Here is a 15797-nt window from a genome sequence, read left to right on the forward strand (position 1 = left end):
GTGTCGCGCAGCGTCTGCTGGCGATGGCAGCCGGCATCTGGCACAACTGGCAGACCGGTCTGACCAGCAAAAGGTCACTGATCGCCTACGATCACTAACACCAACTTCACGGAATCAATCATCTAGGCGCTGCCGGAGTGAGTCTGCTCGATGGGCCGCTTGGGCGCGAAGACCGCGAGCTTGACTTGCTCCGGTAGTGCCTAGGCGGCGACGGCGCGCAGTGAGCCGTAGGTCGCGCCGAACGCGCGGTTCTCCAGGGCGACGTCGACCGCGTCGAGGAGGGCCTGGCGGAGGCCGGGGCGGGTGAGGTCGATGGCGTCGACGCCGAGCCGGACCAGGCCGCCCCGGCGTGCGGCGCGCGCGGCCGCCAGCACCAGCGCGAAGCAGCGGACCGTCTCGGTGCGCTGCGACTGGCTGGTGAACTCCTGGACGCGGGCGCGGCGCACCTCGCCGGTGACGAGGTCGCGCACCGCGCCGAGGTCCGCGCACAGGCGGAAGCCGTGCTCGCCCAAGGCCTGGAGCGTGCCCTGGGACGCGATCCAGCGCGGCGGCGCGAAGCCGTCCACGCCCAGCCCGGCGGCGTCCAGCGCGGCCTTCGCGGCGATCAGCCGCAGCCGCGCCTCGTGCGCGGGCAGCGTCGCGAACTCCGCCTTCTTGCCCAGGTACACCGTGCGGTGCGTGGGCGTGACGACGTGGTCGTAGCCGTGCAGCAGCACGGAATCACCACGGCGGGCGCGGGTGCGCACCCACTCCGTCACCGGGCCTTCGCCGGTGCGCGCGGCGTACAGCACCGACAGCGGCACTTTGCGGCGGTCGAGCTCGGCCGCGAGATCGGCGCACCGGTGCAGCGTGCGCGGGGTGATGCCCGACAGCGAAACCAGCAACTGAGCGTCCACGCCACCATTGGGACGCACGCGTCTGACGTCGGCGTGAACTGCGCAGAACGGGCGGGCGGCCGTTGCCGGAAGGGTCAGCCGCCTTCACTCAGGCGCTGCACCGCCACGGCGATGCGCTCGCGCAGGTCGGGGTCGGTGACCACGCCGTCGGCGACCGCGGCGCGCGGGACCGGGATCCGCGCGCAGGCTTCCTCGACGATCTTGGCGCCCGCGTACGTCAGCACCTTGCGCAGGGAGTCGTGTGCGTCGCCGCCGCCAGTCGGCGCCGCAACGGACGAGGCGTTGATCCAGGCGACCGGCTTACCGTAGATCTCGCCGCCGCCGACCGTCCAGTCGAGCAGGTTCTTGAACGACCCGGGCAGGCCGCCGGCGTACTCCGGGGTGCAGATCAGCACCGACGTCGCGGCCGCGATGGCCGCGCGCAGCGAAGCGACCGCGGGGTGCAGTGGGTCGCGGTCGTCATCGGGGTTGAAGTGCGGGAGATCGCCGAGTCCGGTGAACGTCGTGCTCTCCGTGAGGGTCGCGACGGTCCCCAGTACCGCCGCATTGCCCGAGCCTGCTCGCAGGCTGCCGCAGATCAGCAGGATCACGGGGCCAGTCTGCCAGGCACAGCCCGGTGATGCGGTGATATGCCTCGATGTAGCGGTCCCGCGTGGCGGTCACCACTTCGGGCGGCAACGGCGGCAGCGGGGACGCACAGTCCCAACCGGACATCGGGTCGACGAGCCAGTCGCGCACGTGCTGCTTGTCGAACGACGGCCGGCCGGGCCGGTGGCCGTCGGCGGGCCAGTAGCGCGCCGAATCCGGCGTCAGCACCTCGTCGGCCAGCACCAGGCCGCCGTGCGCGCCGATGCCGAACTCGAACTTCGTGTCGGCCAGCAGCAGGCCCTGCTCCGCGGCACGTGCGGCACCACGGCGGTACAGCTCGAGCGACGCCTCCCGGACCTCCTCCGCGAGCGCGCGGCCGAGGACCGAGACGAACGTGTCGAAGTCGATGTTCTCGTCGGGTTCGCCGGGGCGGGCCTTGGTGGACGGCGTGAAGATCGGCTCGGGCAGCCGGGCCGCCTCGGCGAGCCCGGGCGGCGGCACGACGCCGCACACCGCGCCGTCACGGCGGTAGTCGGCGTAGCCGCGGCCGGTCAGGTAGCCGCGGACGACGGCCTCCACCGGCAGCATCTCGAGCCGCTCGACCAGCATCGCCCGGCCACGCACGGCATCGGGGATCCCCGGACCGTCACTGGCCACGAGGTGGTTCGGCAGGACGTCGGCGAGCTCGCCGAACCAGAACACGCTCATCGCCGTGAGCACCCGTCCCTTGTCCGGAACGGGGGTGACAAATACACGCTCAAAGGCCGAAATGCGGTCGGAAGCAACAATCAGGAGCCGGTCGTCGCCCGCGTCGTACAGGTCGCGGACCTTGCCGGTGGCGAGCTTGGGGTGTCTGGGGAGGGGTGTCACGCACTGAACCCTAACGGGCACGCTCCGCCACCGAGGATGATGCTGCACATGCCGCTGACATGGGCCTCGATGACCACCGACTACGGGCTGCGCGACGGCTTCGTGGCGGCCTGCCACGGCGTGATCGCGCGGCTGGCGCCCGCCGTGCGGGTCATCGACGTGACGCACGAGGTGCCGCCCCAGAACGTCCGCCACGGAGCCATGGCGCTGGCGCAGACGGCGCCCTACCTGCCGGAGGCCGTGCACGTCGCGGTGGTCGACCCGGGCGTCGGCACGGCGCGGCGCGGCGTGGTCGTCGTCGCCGAGGGCGGGCTGCTGGTCGGGCCGGACAACGGCCTGCTGCTGCCCGCCGCGCGGGCTCTCGGCGGGGTCCGGGCCGCGTACGAGCTGACCGAGCCGTCGCTGCGGCTGCCGGTGACGTCGGCGACGTTCCACGGGCGTGACGTCTTCGCGCCCGCGGCCGCACACCTTGCGTTGGGCGTCTTGCCGTCTGCATTCGGCAACGCCGTCGAGACGCTGGTGGAGCTGCCCGAGCCGTTCGTGGCGGCGTTCCCCGGCAAGCTGGTGTCGGAAGTGCTGACGGTCGACCACTTCGGCAACGTCCAGCTGGCCGCGACGCCGGCGGATCTCGAGCTGAGCGGGCTGACCGGCGCGGTTTCGGTGCACAGCGAGCGGGTCGCGGTGATCACGGCGGTCGGGCGGACGTTCGCGGACGTGCCGGCCGGGGCGAGCGTGCTCTACGCGGACTCGGCGGGCCGGCTCGCCGTCGCCGTCAACGGCGGCTCGGCGGCGGCCGTGCTCGGGCTGGGCCCGGCCCAGGAGTGCACGATCACCTCGTCGCCGACGGCCACCTGACCCGGCCGGAGCACGGCGGCCTTCATGCCGAACACCACACCACCGTCGGGGTGCCGGCGGTAGCCGGCGAGGGTGCGGATCGGCTCGGGCCCGGCCTTCGCGCCGGTCGCCTGGTCGACCATCGGCACGGTGCAGCGCACGCATTGCTGGGCGTAGCCGAACTTCGCGGTGCCGGCCGACATCACCCGGACGTCGTCCTCGCGGTGCGGCTCAGGCCAGCCGGAGAGGATCACGTTGGCCCGGAAGCGGTCCATCGGGACGGGCTCGCCGCCGCGTGCCACGATGCGCTCGTTCAGGTTGTCCAAAGAGGACTCGGAGGCGATGAGCAGCGCGTGCCCGTCGGCGAACGCGGCCGTGCCCGGGTGTTCACCGCTGGTGACGCGCTCGTGGTCCGGCGCGACGCCGACCAGTACCGAGGGCAGGCCGAGCACGGCTGAGAACCACTCGGCGGCCGCGGCGCCCTGGTGGATGCCGTCGCCGTGCCAGGAGAAGGTCGACGCCGGGTGCCGCGGGCCGTCCCGCCGGACGTCGACTACGAGGTCTTCGACGCCCGGAGCGGACAGCGTGAGTCGTTCGCCGGAGACGCGCGGCCGGACCGCGGCCAGCACCGGGTAACGCCGCTGGCTGCGGAAGTCGCCGTCCGGCGCGACCACCTGGAAGGCCCGGTCGTGCGTCGGCCCGGCCGGGCCGACGTCGGTGACCGGCACCGAAGTGCCGGCACAGCCCTTCACCGGGTAGTACGTCAGCCGCGCGATCCTCGCCATGCCCGCAGGCTACCGGCGACCGCGCGGCCGACGCGCCCCCTTAAAGCACCTGCGAGAGGAACCGTTGCAGGCGCGGGCTTTGCGGGTCGTCGAACAGCTGCGCCGGTGGGCCCTGCTCCACGATCTTGCCCGCGTCCATGAACGCGACCTCGTCGGCCACGCTGCGGGCGAAGCCCATCTCGTGGGTGACCACGATCAGCGTCAGCCCGCGTTCGGCCAGGCCCGCCATCAGCGTCAGCACGCCCTTGACCAGCTCCGGGTCGAGCGCGCTGGTGGCCTCGTCGAACAGCATGACCTCGGGGTCCATCGCCAGCGCCCGGGCGATCGCGACGCGCTGCTGCTGCCCGCCCGACAACGCGCTGGGCCGGTACGGCGCCTTGTCGGCCAGGCCGACGTCCGCCAGCCGGGCGCGGGCGATCGCCGCCGCTTCCTCCTTGCTCAGTCTCTTCACACTGCGCAGCGGCAGCACGATGTTGTCCAGCACGCTCCGGTGACCGAAGAGGTTGAAGTGCTGGAACACCATGCCGACGCGCTGGCGCAGGGCGTCCGGGTCGGACCGGATCACGGACTCGCCGTCGAGCAGCAGGTCGCCGGAGTCGGGCTCCTGCAAGCGGTTCACGCACCGCAGGAGCGTCGACTTGCCGGAGCCGGACGGCCCGATCACGCAGGTCGTCCTGCCGCTCGGCACCTTCAGGTCGACCCCGCGCAGGACTTCCAGCGTGCCGAAGCTGACGTGGATGTCCCGCAGTTCCACACTGGACGAACGCACCGCTGTCTTCGTCACCACGCGCTCACCCTTCCGCCGGGACCGATCTCCACCGGGTCGCCTTCGTCCGGCTCGTCGGCGCGGACCTTGCGCCCGGTCCGGAGCTTCTTGTCGATGTAGTTCACCAGGTGCGTCAGCGGCACCGTGATCACCAGGTAGACGAACCCGGCCGCGACCAGCGGCGACAGGTTCCCGGTGTTGGCCGCCAGGTCCTGCCCGATCCGGAACAGCTCGCGCTGCTCGGACAGCAGGCCGAGGAAGTACACCAGGCTGGAGTCCTTGACCAGCGAGATGAACTGGTTCACCAAGGCGGGCAGCACCCGGCGGACGCCCTGCGGGATGACGATCAGCAGCATCGCCCTGCTGTAGCTCATCCCGAGCGCGCGGCTGGCCTCCAGCTGTCCTTTTTCGACACTCTGGATGCCGGCCCGGAAGATCTCGCCGATGTAGGCGGCGGCGATCAGGCTCAGCGCCAGGATGCCCAGCGGGTACGGGTTGGTGCCGACGACGTCCCGGGCGAGCGTGCCGAGCCCCTGGCCGATCACGAGGATGGTCAGGATCGCCGGCAGGCCGCGGAAGATGTCGGTGTACACCCGGGCCGGCCAGCGCAGCCACGCCTTGGTGGACAGGCCCATCACCGCGACGACCATGCCGAGCACGGTGCCGATCACCGCGGAGGTGAACGCCAGGATCAGCGTGTTGAGCAGACCGGTCTTCAGCAGGTCGGGAAAGACCTGCCAGATGTACTCCCAGTCGAGGAAGGTGTCGAAGAACTGTCCCACCCGTCACCCACCTCCACCCTCAACGGAAGCGCTTCGCGCTACTGGATTTTCCATGCTGTGTTACTGCCCCGCCTTGAATTCCGCGGGAACGGGCGCGGTGGCCTCGAACTGGTCGTGCACCTTCACCCAGGTGCCGTCCGCGATGACCTTCTTGAGGCCGTCGTTGACCTTGGTGATCAGGTCGGTGTTGCCCTTCTTGAAGGCGAACCCGTGCGGGATGGTCGTGGTGATCGCCTTGGTCACCTTGAGTTTCGCGTCCGGGTTGTTCTTCGCGTAGTCCTCGGCGGTGGCCTGGTCGAACACCGCGCCGTCGACCGCGCCGGTCTTGAGCGCGGCCAGCGCGGCGGCGTCGTTCGGGAACCGGACGGCCTGCGCGGTCGGCGCGTTCGTGCCCAGCCAGGTGTCCGAGACCGTGCCCTGGACGACGCCGATCCGCTTGCTCGCCAAGGAGTTCTCGTCCGTGATGCCGGCGGTCTCCTTGGCCTCGATGCCGAGGGACTGGTAGTTGTACGGCGCCGAGAAGTCGACGGTCTTCTTGCGGGCGTCGGTCTGCGAGATCGCCGAGCTGCCGATGTCGAAGGTGCCGTTCGCGACCTGGCCGAGCAGCGCGGAGAAGTCCGTCGCGACGAATTCGAGCTTCAGGCCCTCTTTCTGCGCGATGGCCTTGAGCAGCTCGTTGTCGAAGCCGGTGAAGGTGCCGTTCTCCTGGTAGGCGTTCGGCTTCGAGTCGCTCAGCGTGCCGACGCGCAGGGTCTTGTCACCGCCGCCGCTGTCCGAGCCGCCGCCACACGCCGTGAGCGCGGCCAGCAGCGTCGCCGCGATCGCCGTGACCAGTGTCTTCTTCATGGGTCTCCTAACCCTGGAACCCGGCCGGCACCGGAGCGGTCGGCAGGAACTGCTGGTGCAGCTTAAGCCAGGTGCCGTCGGAGATCACCTGCTTGAGCCCGTCGTCGATCTTGCCGAGCAGTTCGGTGTTGCCCTTCTTCACCGCGAAGCCGTGCGGCACGTCCGTGACGAAGCTCTTCACGACGACGAGCTTGGCGCCGGGGTTGTCGGTGACGTTCTTCTCGGCGATGCTCTGGTCCAGGATGTACGCGTCGACGGCGCCGGTCTTCAACGCGGTCAGCGCGGCGGCGTAGTCCGGGAAGCGCACGGCCTGCGCGGTCGGCACCGTGGTGCCCAGCCAGTGGTCGCCGACGGTCGCCTGGATGACGGCGACCCGCTTGCCCGCCAACGCCTTCTCGTCGGTGACCGGCGTGCCCTGCTTGGCCTGGATGCTCATGGTCTCGAAGTCGTAGGCCGCCGAGAAGTCGACGGTCTTCTTCCGCTCGTCCGTCTGCGCGATCGCCGAGCTGGCGATGTCGTAGCGGCCGGACGCGACCTGGCCGAGCAGCGCGGAGAAGTCCGTCGCGGCGAACTCCAGCTTCAGGTTCTGCTTGGCCGCGATGGCCTTGAGCAGCTCGTTGTCGAAGCCGGTGTAGTTGCCGTCCTTGAGAAAGATGTTCGGCGGCGCGTCGCTGAGGGTGCCGACGTGCAGCGTCGGGGAAGCGCTGTCCGAGCCACTGCCGCACGCGGTGAGCGTGAGGGCCGCGGCCAGTACGGTGACGATCAGCTTCTTCATGTCACGCACCCAGGTTCTTCACGGGCAGGCCGGGGCCGCCCTGCTGGAGTTCCTTCGACAGCGGCGTCGTCTTGTAGAACTGGCCGTAGATGCGCGCGACCGTGCCGTCCGCGATGGCCTTCCCGAGCCCGTCGTTCAGCTTCTTCAGCAGGTCCGGATTGGTCTTGGCGACGGCGAACGCCGACGGCGTGTCCTTGTCCTCGACGGTGTAGCCGAGCTCCAGCGGCACCGCGGGGTTCTGGTCCAGGTACTTCTGGCCGATGTCCTGCGGCACGACCCAGCCGTCCAGCGTGCCGTTCTTCAGCTGCGCGAAACCCGCGTTATAGTCGGGGAAGCGGACGACCTGGGCCCCGTTGGTCTTGCCCGCGAACTCGTCCTGCACCGAACCCTGGACGACGCCGAGCCGCTTGCCCGCGAACGCCGCCGGGTCCTTGAGGTTCGCGCCCTTCTTGGTCACGATCGTCGTGAAGCCGGTGTTGTAGCCGTTGGAGAAGGAGACCGTCTTCTTGCGCGCCTCGGTGCTCGAAATCGTCGAGCTGCCGATGTCGAACTTGCCGGTCGCGACGCCGGCCAGCAGGCCGGAGAACTCGGTGCCGACGAACTCGACCTCGAAGCCCTCACGCTTCGCGATGTCGCGCAGCAGCTCGTTGTCGTAGCCGGTGAACCGGCCGTTCTCCAGGTAGATCGACGGCGGGGCGTCGCTCAGCGTGCCGACGCGCAGGGTCTTGCTCGCGGCCGAGGAGTCGGCACCACCGCAGGCGGCCAGGGTCAGCGTCAGCGCGCCCGCGGTGACGACGGCGGCGATCTTCGACAGCGTGGATCTCATCGCTTCTTCCAGAGGTTGGCGCGCCGGTGGCGCGAGGAAAGCACGTCAGGTCATCTGGTAGACGCTCTGACGCTCCGGGTTCAGCGATCGAGATTAGGGATTTCGCCCGTTCGTGTGGATTCGTTCCAGTCCGTGGACTCGTGCGTCAGCTCACAGGATCGGCTGGGGCGCGTAGCCCGCCGCTTCCGGGAACTGCTCGAGCACCTGCGCGACGCGCTCGGCGACCTGCGTCACCTGGCGCCCGGCCGTCCCGGTGAACGAGATCCGGTCGGCGAGCAGCTTGTCCAGCTCACCGCGGTCGAGCGGGATGCGCTCGTCGGCCGCGAACCGGTCGAGCAGGTCGTTCTCGGCGCGCCCTTCGCGCATCTCCAGCGCGACGGCGACGGAGTGCTCCTTGATGGCTTCGTGGGCCGTCTCACGTCCGACGCCCGCGCGGACCGACGCCATGAGCACCTTCGTCGTGGTGAGGAACGGCAGGTAGCGATCCAGCTCACGTTCGATGACGGCCGGGAAGGCGCCGAACTCGGCCAGCACCGTGAGGAACGTCTCCAGCAGGCCGTCGAGCGCGAAGAAGGCGTCCGGCAGCGCAACGCGGCGGACGACGGAGTCGGAGACGTCCCCCTCGTTCCACTGGTCGCCGGCCAGCTCGCCGATCATCGACAGATAGCCGCGCAGCACGACGGCGAGGCCGTTGACGCGCTCGCAGGAGCGGGTGTTCATCTTGTGCGGCATGGCGGACGAGCCGACCTGGCCGGGTTTGAAGCCCTCGGTGACCAGCTCGTGGCCGGCCATCAGCCGGATCGTCTTGGCCAGGCTGGACGGCGCCGCGGCGACCTGGACCACAGTGGACAGCACGTCGAAGTCGAGCGAGCGCGGGTAGACCTGGCCGACGCTGACGAACCGGCGGTTGAAGCCGAGGTGCCGCATCACACGGTCTTCGAGTTCGTCCAAAGTGGACTCGTCGCCGAGCAGGTCGAGCATGTCCTGCGCGGTGCCGACCGGGCCCTTGATGCCGCGCAGCGGGTAGCGGCCGATGAGGTTGCCGAGCCGCTCGAAGGCGACCAGCAGCTCGTCGGCGGCGGTGGCGAACCGCTTGCCGAGGGTGGTGGCCTGCGCGGCGACGTTGTGCGAGCGCCCGGCCATGACGGTGTCGGTGTGCTCGACGGCGAGCACGGCCAGCCGGGCGAGCACGGCGGCGACGCGGGCACGGACCAGCTCCAGCGAACGGAGCAGCTGCAGCTGCTCGACGTTCTCGGTGAGGTCGCGCGAGGTCATCCCCTTGTGGATGTGCTCCTGCCCGGCCAGGTCGCTGAACTCCTCGATGCGCGCCTTGACGTCGTGGCGGGTGACGCGCTCCCGGGCCGCGATCGACCCGAGGTCGACCTGGTCGATGACGCGCTCGTACGCCTCGACGACGCCGTCGGGCACGTCGACCCCGAGGTCCTTCTGCGCGCGCAGGACGGCGAGCCAGAGTTGCCGCTCCAGCACGACCTTGTACTCCGGCGACCAGAGCGAAACCAGCTCCGGCGACGCGTAGCGGGCGGCGAGCACGTTGGGAATGCGGGGCTTGTCCGTCACGGCTTTCACGATACCTGTGCAGGTCAGCGCGACTTGGCCCCCGGTCACCGCTTGCGCCCCAATGTGGCGTTTGGGCACCTCGTCAGGCGAGGGTCGCGCGGATCGTGAGGGCGGTCGGGGCCCCCGGCTCCAGCGTCGTCAGCGGGCCGAGGACCTCCAGCTCGACGATCCGCGCGGGCGGGTCCAGGTCACCCAGCTCCGCGAGCGGCTTCGGCAGCGGGTGCTCCAGCCAGATCTCCAGCGGCGAGCCCTCGTCCGGGTATTCGCCGGCCGGGTCGACGTCGAAGGACAGCGTCAACGCGCCGTAGGACACCCAGCCCGCCGTGCCCGGCACACCCAGCTTGCCGACGACGTCCTGCGGCGGCACGACCAGCCGGTCACCGTCCACTGTGTACTCCGGCGTGCCCGTCCCGGCCACCAGCGCGACGACGTCCGGCCGCCGGAGCCCGGCGACGACCGAGCCGCCGCCGGGGCACTGTGTCACGTTCCACAGCGCCCAGCGCACCACCCGCGAGGAGACGTTCTCCGCGCGCAGGTCCAGCCGGTAGCCGTCGTCGAGGATCGTGATCGCGCGGGTGAACCGCAGGCCGGTGCGCGGGTCCGGCGCGCTGGTCATGGTGACCGTGTCGCCGTCGGCGGCCACGGCGTACGGGCCGGAGTCCAGCACCGGATCCGGCGGGCCGGCCCACTGGTCCGGACCGTCCCAGCCCTGGGGCGCGGGCCACGTCTTGTCGCCGCAGTAGTTGACCCAGTCGCCCATCCGGCCGGCGTTCGGCGCGTAGTCGCCGCGCAGGTCGGCTCCGAGCAGCGCCGGGTTGCGCCACAGCAGCTCGACGCCGCGGTGGCGCACCGACAGCAGCCGGCCGCCCAGCTGGGGCACCAGGCCGAGCCGCAGGTCGCCGCGGTCGAGCCAGGTCACCATTCGGCGAGGCCACCGTCGTCGTGGCGCCACACCGGCGAACGCCAGGCGTGCCCGATCTCGTCGGCCCGGCGGACGGCGGCTTCGTCGACCTCGATGCCGAGGCCCGGGCCGAGCGGGCGGGCCGCGTAGCCGTCCTGGAAGGTGAAGATCGACGGGTCGACGAGGTAGGAGTGCTCGGTGCCCTCGTGGTAGTGCATGCCGAGACTCTGTTCCTGGATCAGGAAGTTCGGCGTCGCGAACGAGACCTGCAGCGACGCGGCGAGCGAGATCGGCCCGAGCGGGCAGTGCGGTGCGAGCGACGCGCCGTACATCTCGGCCAGCGCGCCGATCCGCCGCAGCTCGGAGATGCCACCGGCGTGCGACGGGTCCGGCTGCACGACCGCGACCCCGGCGTCGAGCACCGGCTTGAACTCCCAGCGCGAATACAGCCGCTCGCCGACCGCGATCGGCACGGTCGACGCCTCGACGACCGAGCGCAGCGCGTCCCCCTGCGTCTCCGGCAGGATCGGCTCCTCGACGAACATCGGCTGGACGTCTTCCAGCAGCTTGACCAGCCGCCGGGCCATCGCGGGCGAGACGCGGCCGTGGAAGTCGATGGCGAGGTCGCGGTCCGGGCCGAGGGCCTCGCGCGCTTCCCACGCGCGGGCGACCGCCGCGTCGGCTTCGCGCGGCGACGCGATCGCCGTCAGCGGTCCGGCGACGTTCATCTTCACCGCCGTGAACCCCGCCTCGACCTGGGCGGTCACCGCTTCGCGGATGCCGGACGGCCGGTCGCCGCCGACCCAGCTGTAGACCCGGACGCGGTCGCGGACCGGCCCGCCGAGCAGCTCGTGGACCGGCGCGTCGCGGACCTTCCCGGCGATGTCCCACAGCGCGTGGTCGAACCCGGCCAAGGCACTCGAAAGCACCGGCCCGCCGCGGTAGAAGCCGCCGCGGCGCAGCACCTGCCAGTGGTCCTCGATGCGCAGCGGGTCCTGGCCGATCAGCAGCTCGGACAGCTCGTGCACGGCCGCGCGCACGGTCTCCGCGCGGCCCTCGACCACGGGCTCGCCCCAGCCACTGATGCCCTCGTCCGTGCTGACCTTGAGGAACAGCCAGCGCGGCGCGACCAGAAACGTTTCAACCCCGCTGATCTTCACCCGTGTCCCCCATCTGCGTCCCCCTCATGCGGAATCCTTGGCGGCGGACCAGCCGCCGTCGACGGTCAGCTCGGCGCCGGTGACGAACGACGCGGCGTCCGAGAGCAGGAAGGCGATCACGTCCGCCACCTCGGCCGGCTCGCCGAGCCGCCCGGCCGGCGTCGCGCGGGCACTGCGCTCGCGGTCCTCGGGCGAGATGCGGCTCCAGGCCTCGGTGAGCACCGGCCCCGGCAGCACGGAGTTGACGCGCACGGCCGGGGCGTACTCCACGGCCAGCTGCCGGGCCAGCGCGACCAGCGCGCCCTTGCTCGCGGCGTACGCGGGGTGGCCCGGCAGGCCGAAGTGCGCGTGCACCGACGAGACGAGCACGATCGCCCCGCCCCGCGCCCGCAGCGACGGCAAGCAGGCCTTCACGGCGAGGTACGCGCCGGTCAGGTTGACGTCGAGCTGCCGCCGCCACTCGGCGCGGTCGATCTCGTGCAGCGGCCCGGTGCTGGGGACGTAGGCGTTGCTGACCAGGGCGTCCACCTCGCCGATGGCCGCCCAGGTCGCCTCGTCGGTGACGTCGCCCCGGATCGGCGTGACGCCGCCGGGGAGTTCGGCGATGTCCACGCCGAGTACGCGGTAGCCGTCGTCGAGCAGTTTCCGAGCGGTCGCCGCCCCGATCCCGGACGCCGCTCCGGTCACCACCGCGGTACGCGCAGACATCGCCTCTCCCGTTCCTAGAACTTGGCTACGTGGACATGGTCGTCCGGCCCGCGGGCGGCGAGCCACAGCGACGCGCCGTCGGAGGCCGCGCCGAGGGTTCCCACGATGCTCCCGCTCGGGTACTCCGGCCGGTTGAACCAGCCCGCCCAGGTGCCGGACCACTCGTTGGCCCACAGCCGTCGGTCCAGATCCCTCGTACGGCGTGCCGAACGCGATGTCCGCGCTGGTGCGCCAGGAGTCGGCGACGAGCGGGCCGTAGCCGTAGCCGACCAAAGTGGACAGTCCACTCGGGAACTTCGCCGGGTCCGCGAGGAGGTTTCCGCTCTGGTCCCGCGGGTCCGCGACGGACCCGACCGACGCCTCACTGGGCGCGCCCAGGCCGTAGCAGGTGTTCCAGCCCATGTACGGGGGTCTTGGCGACCCCGCTCTCGTAGTAGTCGGGAGCGCCTTGGTCGACGGCCGGTGTGGCCTGGGCCGCGATCACCGCCAGGGATCTCTTCAGGAGCATGTCGCCGGACACCCTTCTCCAGTGAAACAGCGTCGAGCCAGCCGTCGAGCAGCATGCCGGGGCGCGCGATCCTCCGTCAAGAATAAATCCTAAATTAAGATTTCACGCGCTATGCTCGTCCTCGATGAACGCCGAAGTCCCCGGCCGCGGCGTTGCGCGCGGGCGCGGCACTGGTCGTCGGCACGCGGACCGACCTCGAAAGTCGGCCCGACCAGGGCGAACTCACCAAAGCACTGATCGGCACGGAGGTGGACCGATGACCTACCGCTGGGAGATCACGGCGCATGCGCTGCGCCAGGGCGTCGTCGGAATCGTACGGACGCACGACGCGGAATCGGCTGTCGAAGCGGCGCGCGCGGTCATCGAAGCCGGGCTGCGCTCGGTGGAGCTGCCGCTGACCAACCCCGGCGCGCTGGACGCGATCTCGGGACTCTCCGCGGCCTACCCGGACGCGACGATCGGCGCCGGCACGGTGCTCGACGAGGCGTCGGCGGTCCTGGCCATCCGCGCCGGCGCACGGTTCCTGGTGTCGCCGTCGGTGAACGCCGCGGTGATCCGGACCGCGCACCGGTACGGCGTCGCGGCGTTCCCCGGCGCGGGCTCGGTGACGGAGATCGTGCGGGCACTGGAGGAAGGCGCGGATGCGGTGAAGGTGTTCCCGGCGTCCGCGCTGGCGCCGTCGTGGATCTCGGACGTGCGGGCGGCGCTGCCACAGGCGCCGCTGGTACCCACCGGCGGCATCGGCCCGGACGACGTGCCACGCTGGCTGGCGGCGGGCGCGGTGGCCTGCGGGGTCGGCTCGGCGCTGACCCGCGGCACCACCGAGGAGATCGCCGTCCGGGTCGAGACGTTGCTGAGGAGCACGCATGGCTGAGCTGGTCTTCGTCGGCTGCTACACCGGCGAGGCGGGAAACGGCACCGGGATCACGACGTTCTCGCGGTCGTCGTCCGGCGACTTGACCGAGGTCGCTTCGCTGCCGCTCGAGTCGCCGTCGTGGCTGGTCCGGCACCCGTCGCTACCGGTGCTGTACGCGGCGAACGAGACGGCCACCGGCTTTGTGACGGCACTGTCGTTGTCTCCTTCCGGGTCGCTCTCGGTTTTGGGCGCTATCGAGACGGGTGGCGCGCACCCGTGCCACCTGGCGGTGACCCCGGACGGCCGGTTCCTGTTGTGCGCCAACTACACCGGCGGCAGCCTGGCGGTGTTCTCGCTGTCGCCTTCGGGCGCCTTGGTCTCCCGGACGGCCTTGGTCCAGCACACCGGCAGCGGCCCCGACCCGGATCGACAGGAGGCGGCACACGTCCACATGGCGGTCCCGTCGGCGGATTCGACGGTGGTGAGCGCGGTCGACCTGGGCACGGACGAGATCCGCAGCTACACGCTGTCTTCTGACGGTCTTCTGGAGCCGCTCGCGGTCTCTGCCCTGCCGCCGGGCACGGGCCCACGTCAGCTGGTCCGCCGGCCGGGCACCGACCTGGCGTACGTGGTCGGCGAGCTGGCCGGAACGCTGGTGACGGTCCGCGAGACGTCGCCGGGCGCGTTCGACGTCGTGGCCGTGACGCCGTCGACACTGTCGCCGGTGACGCCGAACCTGGTGGCCCACCTGGAGCTGGCCGGCTCGCGGATGTACGTCTCGAACCGCGGCCCGGACTGCGTCACGGAGTTCGCCCTCGACGACGCGGCCGCGGTGTCGGACCAGCCGTCCGGCGCGAACCCGCGGCACTTCGCCCTGGTGGACGGGCTTTGTTACGTCGCGGCGCAGAGCGACGACGCGGTCACGGCGTTCACGCTGACCGCGTCGGGTGACGCGGAGCTGCGCCGCTACCCGGCGGGGTCGCCGACGTTCGTGCTACCGGTCTCGCTGCCCTGAAAGCCGTGAAGATGACGACGTCGGCGTCGTGGTCTGGGGTCCGGGCGAACGGGGGGCCCGCGTACCTGAGATGTGTGCCCGAGTAGTGCGCGCCGGAAGCGTCCACATAGGACGACTCCGGGCACGCCGAGAGGCGTAGCCGTGACGACCGGCCCGGGACCAGCGGTGCCCCGGTCAAGGCGCCCGTGTTCCACGCCAGGACCACGACCGTGTCGCCGTCCTCCGAGGTCCGTGCGGCCGCCGCCGCCCGCGCAGGCCTCGGCGGGCGTAACTGCTGCCAAAGCAGTGCAACCGGGCGCCATCGCTGTCAAGATTTATTCATAATTTATTACGACTTCGCTGTCGGCGTAAGATGCGCTCAGCCAGACCGCCGCCAGCTGAGAGGGCTCCTCCATTGACCGAACACCGGCCACGCGGGCTGCACGGCCAGACCGTGGAGGCGCTGGCCAGCCGGATCCTCTCGAACGAGTGGGGCGAGGGCGCCGTCCTCGACCTGCCGGCGCTGCGCGAAGAGCTCGACATCAGCCTCACCGCGCTGCGGGAGGCCCTGAAGGTGCTGGCCGCGAAGGGCATGATCGACGCGCGCCAGAAGCGCGGCACGTTCGTCCAGCCGCGCGAAAAGTGGAACATGCTCGACGCCGACGTCATGCGCTGGCAGACCGCGGCCGCCGACGACCCGGGCCTGCTCGACGAGCTGACGGAGGTCCGCGCGGTCGTCGAACCGGCGGCGGCCCGGATCGCGGCGGAACGAGCGTCCGACGAGGACATCGAGTCGCTGCGGGAGGCGCTGTCGGACATGGCCGCGGCGGAGGGCCCGGAGGCCAGCGTCCAGGCCGACCTGGCGTTCCACCGGCGGCTGATGACGGCCACCCACAACAACTTCCTGATGCGGATGGAGCGGATCATCGCGATCGGCCTGGCCGAGCGCGACAAGGTGGTGCACGGCGCTTCGGCGGCGGAGGACCCGGTGCCGTCGCACCGCAAGGTGCTGGACGCGATCATCGCCCAGGACCCGGCCGCGGCCGAGCAGGCGATGCTGGCGCTGGTCACCAAGTCCCGCGACGACCTGGCGAAGGCTCAGCGCACGCGGTCGTGAGTGCGTA

At 71.0% G+C, this 15797-nt stretch carries 18 protein-coding genes and 1 pseudogene; 5 read left to right on the forward strand and 14 right to left on the reverse strand.

Features of this window, described 5'->3' with window-relative positions; genetic code table 11:
• A pseudogene (locus ACLJQZ_RS45155) lies at positions 1 to 98 on the forward strand (IS982 family transposase); the annotation flags it as partial.
• 102 nt (positions 99 to 200) lie between these two features.
• Here ACLJQZ_RS45155 and ACLJQZ_RS45160 read toward each other — a convergent pair.
• From ACLJQZ_RS45160 to ACLJQZ_RS45170, 3 genes are all read right to left on the reverse strand, one after another.
• Entirely contained in the window at positions 201 to 896 is a 696-nt protein-coding gene (locus tag ACLJQZ_RS45160) for a DUF2334 domain-containing protein (protein ID WP_410627546.1), read from the reverse strand.
• A 74-nt stretch (positions 897 to 970) separates the two neighbouring features.
• Complete coding sequence (locus ACLJQZ_RS45165; protein WP_410627623.1) at positions 971 to 1462, reverse strand: NADPH-dependent FMN reductase; 492 nt, start codon at positions 1460 to 1462, stop codon at positions 971 to 973.
• A complete protein-coding gene (locus tag ACLJQZ_RS45170; RefSeq protein WP_410627548.1) occupies positions 1356 to 2354 on the reverse strand; it encodes a phosphoribosylaminoimidazolesuccinocarboxamide synthase in 999 nt (332 codons plus the stop codon). Before ACLJQZ_RS45170 ends, ACLJQZ_RS45165 begins: the two co-directional genes overlap by 107 nt.
• Positions 2355 to 2402: 48 nt before the next feature.
• Between ACLJQZ_RS45170 and ACLJQZ_RS45175 the strand changes: the two genes are divergently transcribed.
• The gene (locus ACLJQZ_RS45175; protein WP_410627549.1) at positions 2403 to 3209 is read left to right on the forward strand and encodes an S-adenosyl-l-methionine hydroxide adenosyltransferase family protein; all 807 of its coding nucleotides are present in this window, start codon (positions 2403 to 2405) and stop codon (positions 3207 to 3209) included.
• Here the strand turns inward: ACLJQZ_RS45175 and ACLJQZ_RS45180 are convergent.
• The 11 genes from ACLJQZ_RS45180 to ACLJQZ_RS45230 form a co-directional block, all read right to left on the reverse strand.
• Positions 3092 to 3973, reverse strand: coding sequence for an MOSC domain-containing protein (locus ACLJQZ_RS45180; RefSeq protein ID WP_410627551.1), 882 nt, complete (start codon positions 3971 to 3973; stop codon positions 3092 to 3094). The two genes, ACLJQZ_RS45175 and ACLJQZ_RS45180, sit on opposite strands and share 118 nt — an antisense overlap.
• Before the next feature lie 40 nt (positions 3974 to 4013).
• Positions 4014 to 4757, reverse strand: a complete 744-nt coding sequence (locus ACLJQZ_RS45185) for an amino acid ABC transporter ATP-binding protein (RefSeq protein ID WP_410627625.1) — start codon at positions 4755 to 4757, stop codon at positions 4014 to 4016.
• Positions 4754 to 5521 (reverse strand): amino acid ABC transporter permease, encoded by a 768-nt coding sequence (locus ACLJQZ_RS45190; protein WP_410627553.1) that lies wholly within the window; start codon positions 5519 to 5521, stop codon positions 4754 to 4756. Before ACLJQZ_RS45190 ends, ACLJQZ_RS45185 begins: the two co-directional genes overlap by 4 nt.
• A 60-nt stretch (positions 5522 to 5581) precedes the next feature.
• Positions 5582 to 6367: an ABC transporter substrate-binding protein gene (locus tag ACLJQZ_RS45195; protein ID WP_247059211.1), complete on the reverse strand. Its 786-nt coding sequence runs from the start codon at positions 6365 to 6367 to the stop codon at positions 5582 to 5584.
• 7 nt (positions 6368 to 6374) lie between these two features.
• The gene (locus tag ACLJQZ_RS45200) at positions 6375 to 7142 is read right to left on the reverse strand and encodes an ABC transporter substrate-binding protein (protein ID WP_410627555.1); all 768 of its coding nucleotides are present in this window, start codon (positions 7140 to 7142) and stop codon (positions 6375 to 6377) included.
• A 1-nt stretch (position 7143) separates the two neighbouring features.
• Positions 7144 to 7968 (reverse strand): transporter substrate-binding domain-containing protein, encoded by an 825-nt coding sequence (locus ACLJQZ_RS45205; protein WP_410627557.1) that lies wholly within the window; start codon positions 7966 to 7968, stop codon positions 7144 to 7146.
• Between the two features lie 150 nt (positions 7969 to 8118).
• Positions 8119 to 9546, reverse strand: coding sequence for an adenylosuccinate lyase (gene purB / locus ACLJQZ_RS45210; RefSeq protein ID WP_410627559.1), 1428 nt, complete (start codon positions 9544 to 9546; stop codon positions 8119 to 8121).
• A gap of 82 nt (positions 9547 to 9628) precedes the next feature.
• Complete coding sequence (locus tag ACLJQZ_RS45215) at positions 9629 to 10468, reverse strand: DUF4380 domain-containing protein (protein ID WP_410627561.1); 840 nt, start codon at positions 10466 to 10468, stop codon at positions 9629 to 9631.
• On the reverse strand, positions 10462 to 11607 hold the full coding sequence (gene dgoD / locus ACLJQZ_RS45220) for a galactonate dehydratase (protein ID WP_410627563.1): 1146 nt from the start codon (positions 11605 to 11607) through the stop codon (positions 10462 to 10464). Before dgoD ends, ACLJQZ_RS45215 begins: the two co-directional genes overlap by 7 nt.
• Before the next feature lie 24 nt (positions 11608 to 11631).
• On the reverse strand, positions 11632 to 12315 hold the full coding sequence (locus tag ACLJQZ_RS45225) for an SDR family NAD(P)-dependent oxidoreductase (protein WP_410627564.1): 684 nt from the start codon (positions 12313 to 12315) through the stop codon (positions 11632 to 11634).
• A gap of 361 nt (positions 12316 to 12676) precedes the next feature.
• Positions 12677 to 12823, reverse strand: coding sequence for a hypothetical protein (locus ACLJQZ_RS45230; protein WP_410627566.1), 147 nt, complete (start codon positions 12821 to 12823; stop codon positions 12677 to 12679).
• A 256-nt stretch (positions 12824 to 13079) separates the two neighbouring features.
• On the opposite strand from ACLJQZ_RS45230, the gene ACLJQZ_RS45235 reads away from it, so the two are divergent.
• The 3 genes from ACLJQZ_RS45235 to ACLJQZ_RS45245 all read left to right on the forward strand — a co-directional run bounded on the left by ACLJQZ_RS45235 (position 13080) and on the right by ACLJQZ_RS45245 (position 15790).
• A complete protein-coding gene (locus ACLJQZ_RS45235; RefSeq protein ID WP_410627567.1) occupies positions 13080 to 13697 on the forward strand; it encodes a bifunctional 4-hydroxy-2-oxoglutarate aldolase/2-dehydro-3-deoxy-phosphogluconate aldolase in 618 nt (205 codons plus the stop codon).
• The gene (locus tag ACLJQZ_RS45240; protein WP_410627569.1) at positions 13690 to 14694 is read left to right on the forward strand and encodes a lactonase family protein; all 1005 of its coding nucleotides are present in this window, start codon (positions 13690 to 13692) and stop codon (positions 14692 to 14694) included. Before ACLJQZ_RS45235 ends, ACLJQZ_RS45240 begins: the two co-directional genes overlap by 8 nt.
• A 394-nt stretch (positions 14695 to 15088) precedes the next feature.
• Positions 15089 to 15790 carry a FadR/GntR family transcriptional regulator gene (locus ACLJQZ_RS45245; protein ID WP_410627571.1) on the forward strand — a complete coding sequence of 234 codons (702 nt, stop codon included), beginning with the start codon at positions 15089 to 15091 and terminating at the stop codon, positions 15788 to 15790.
• Positions 15791 to 15797 lie beyond the last annotated feature (7 nt).

Source organism: Amycolatopsis sp. cmx-8-4, from assembly GCF_046548675.1.
GTDB lineage: Bacteria > Actinomycetota > Actinomycetes > Mycobacteriales > Pseudonocardiaceae > Amycolatopsis.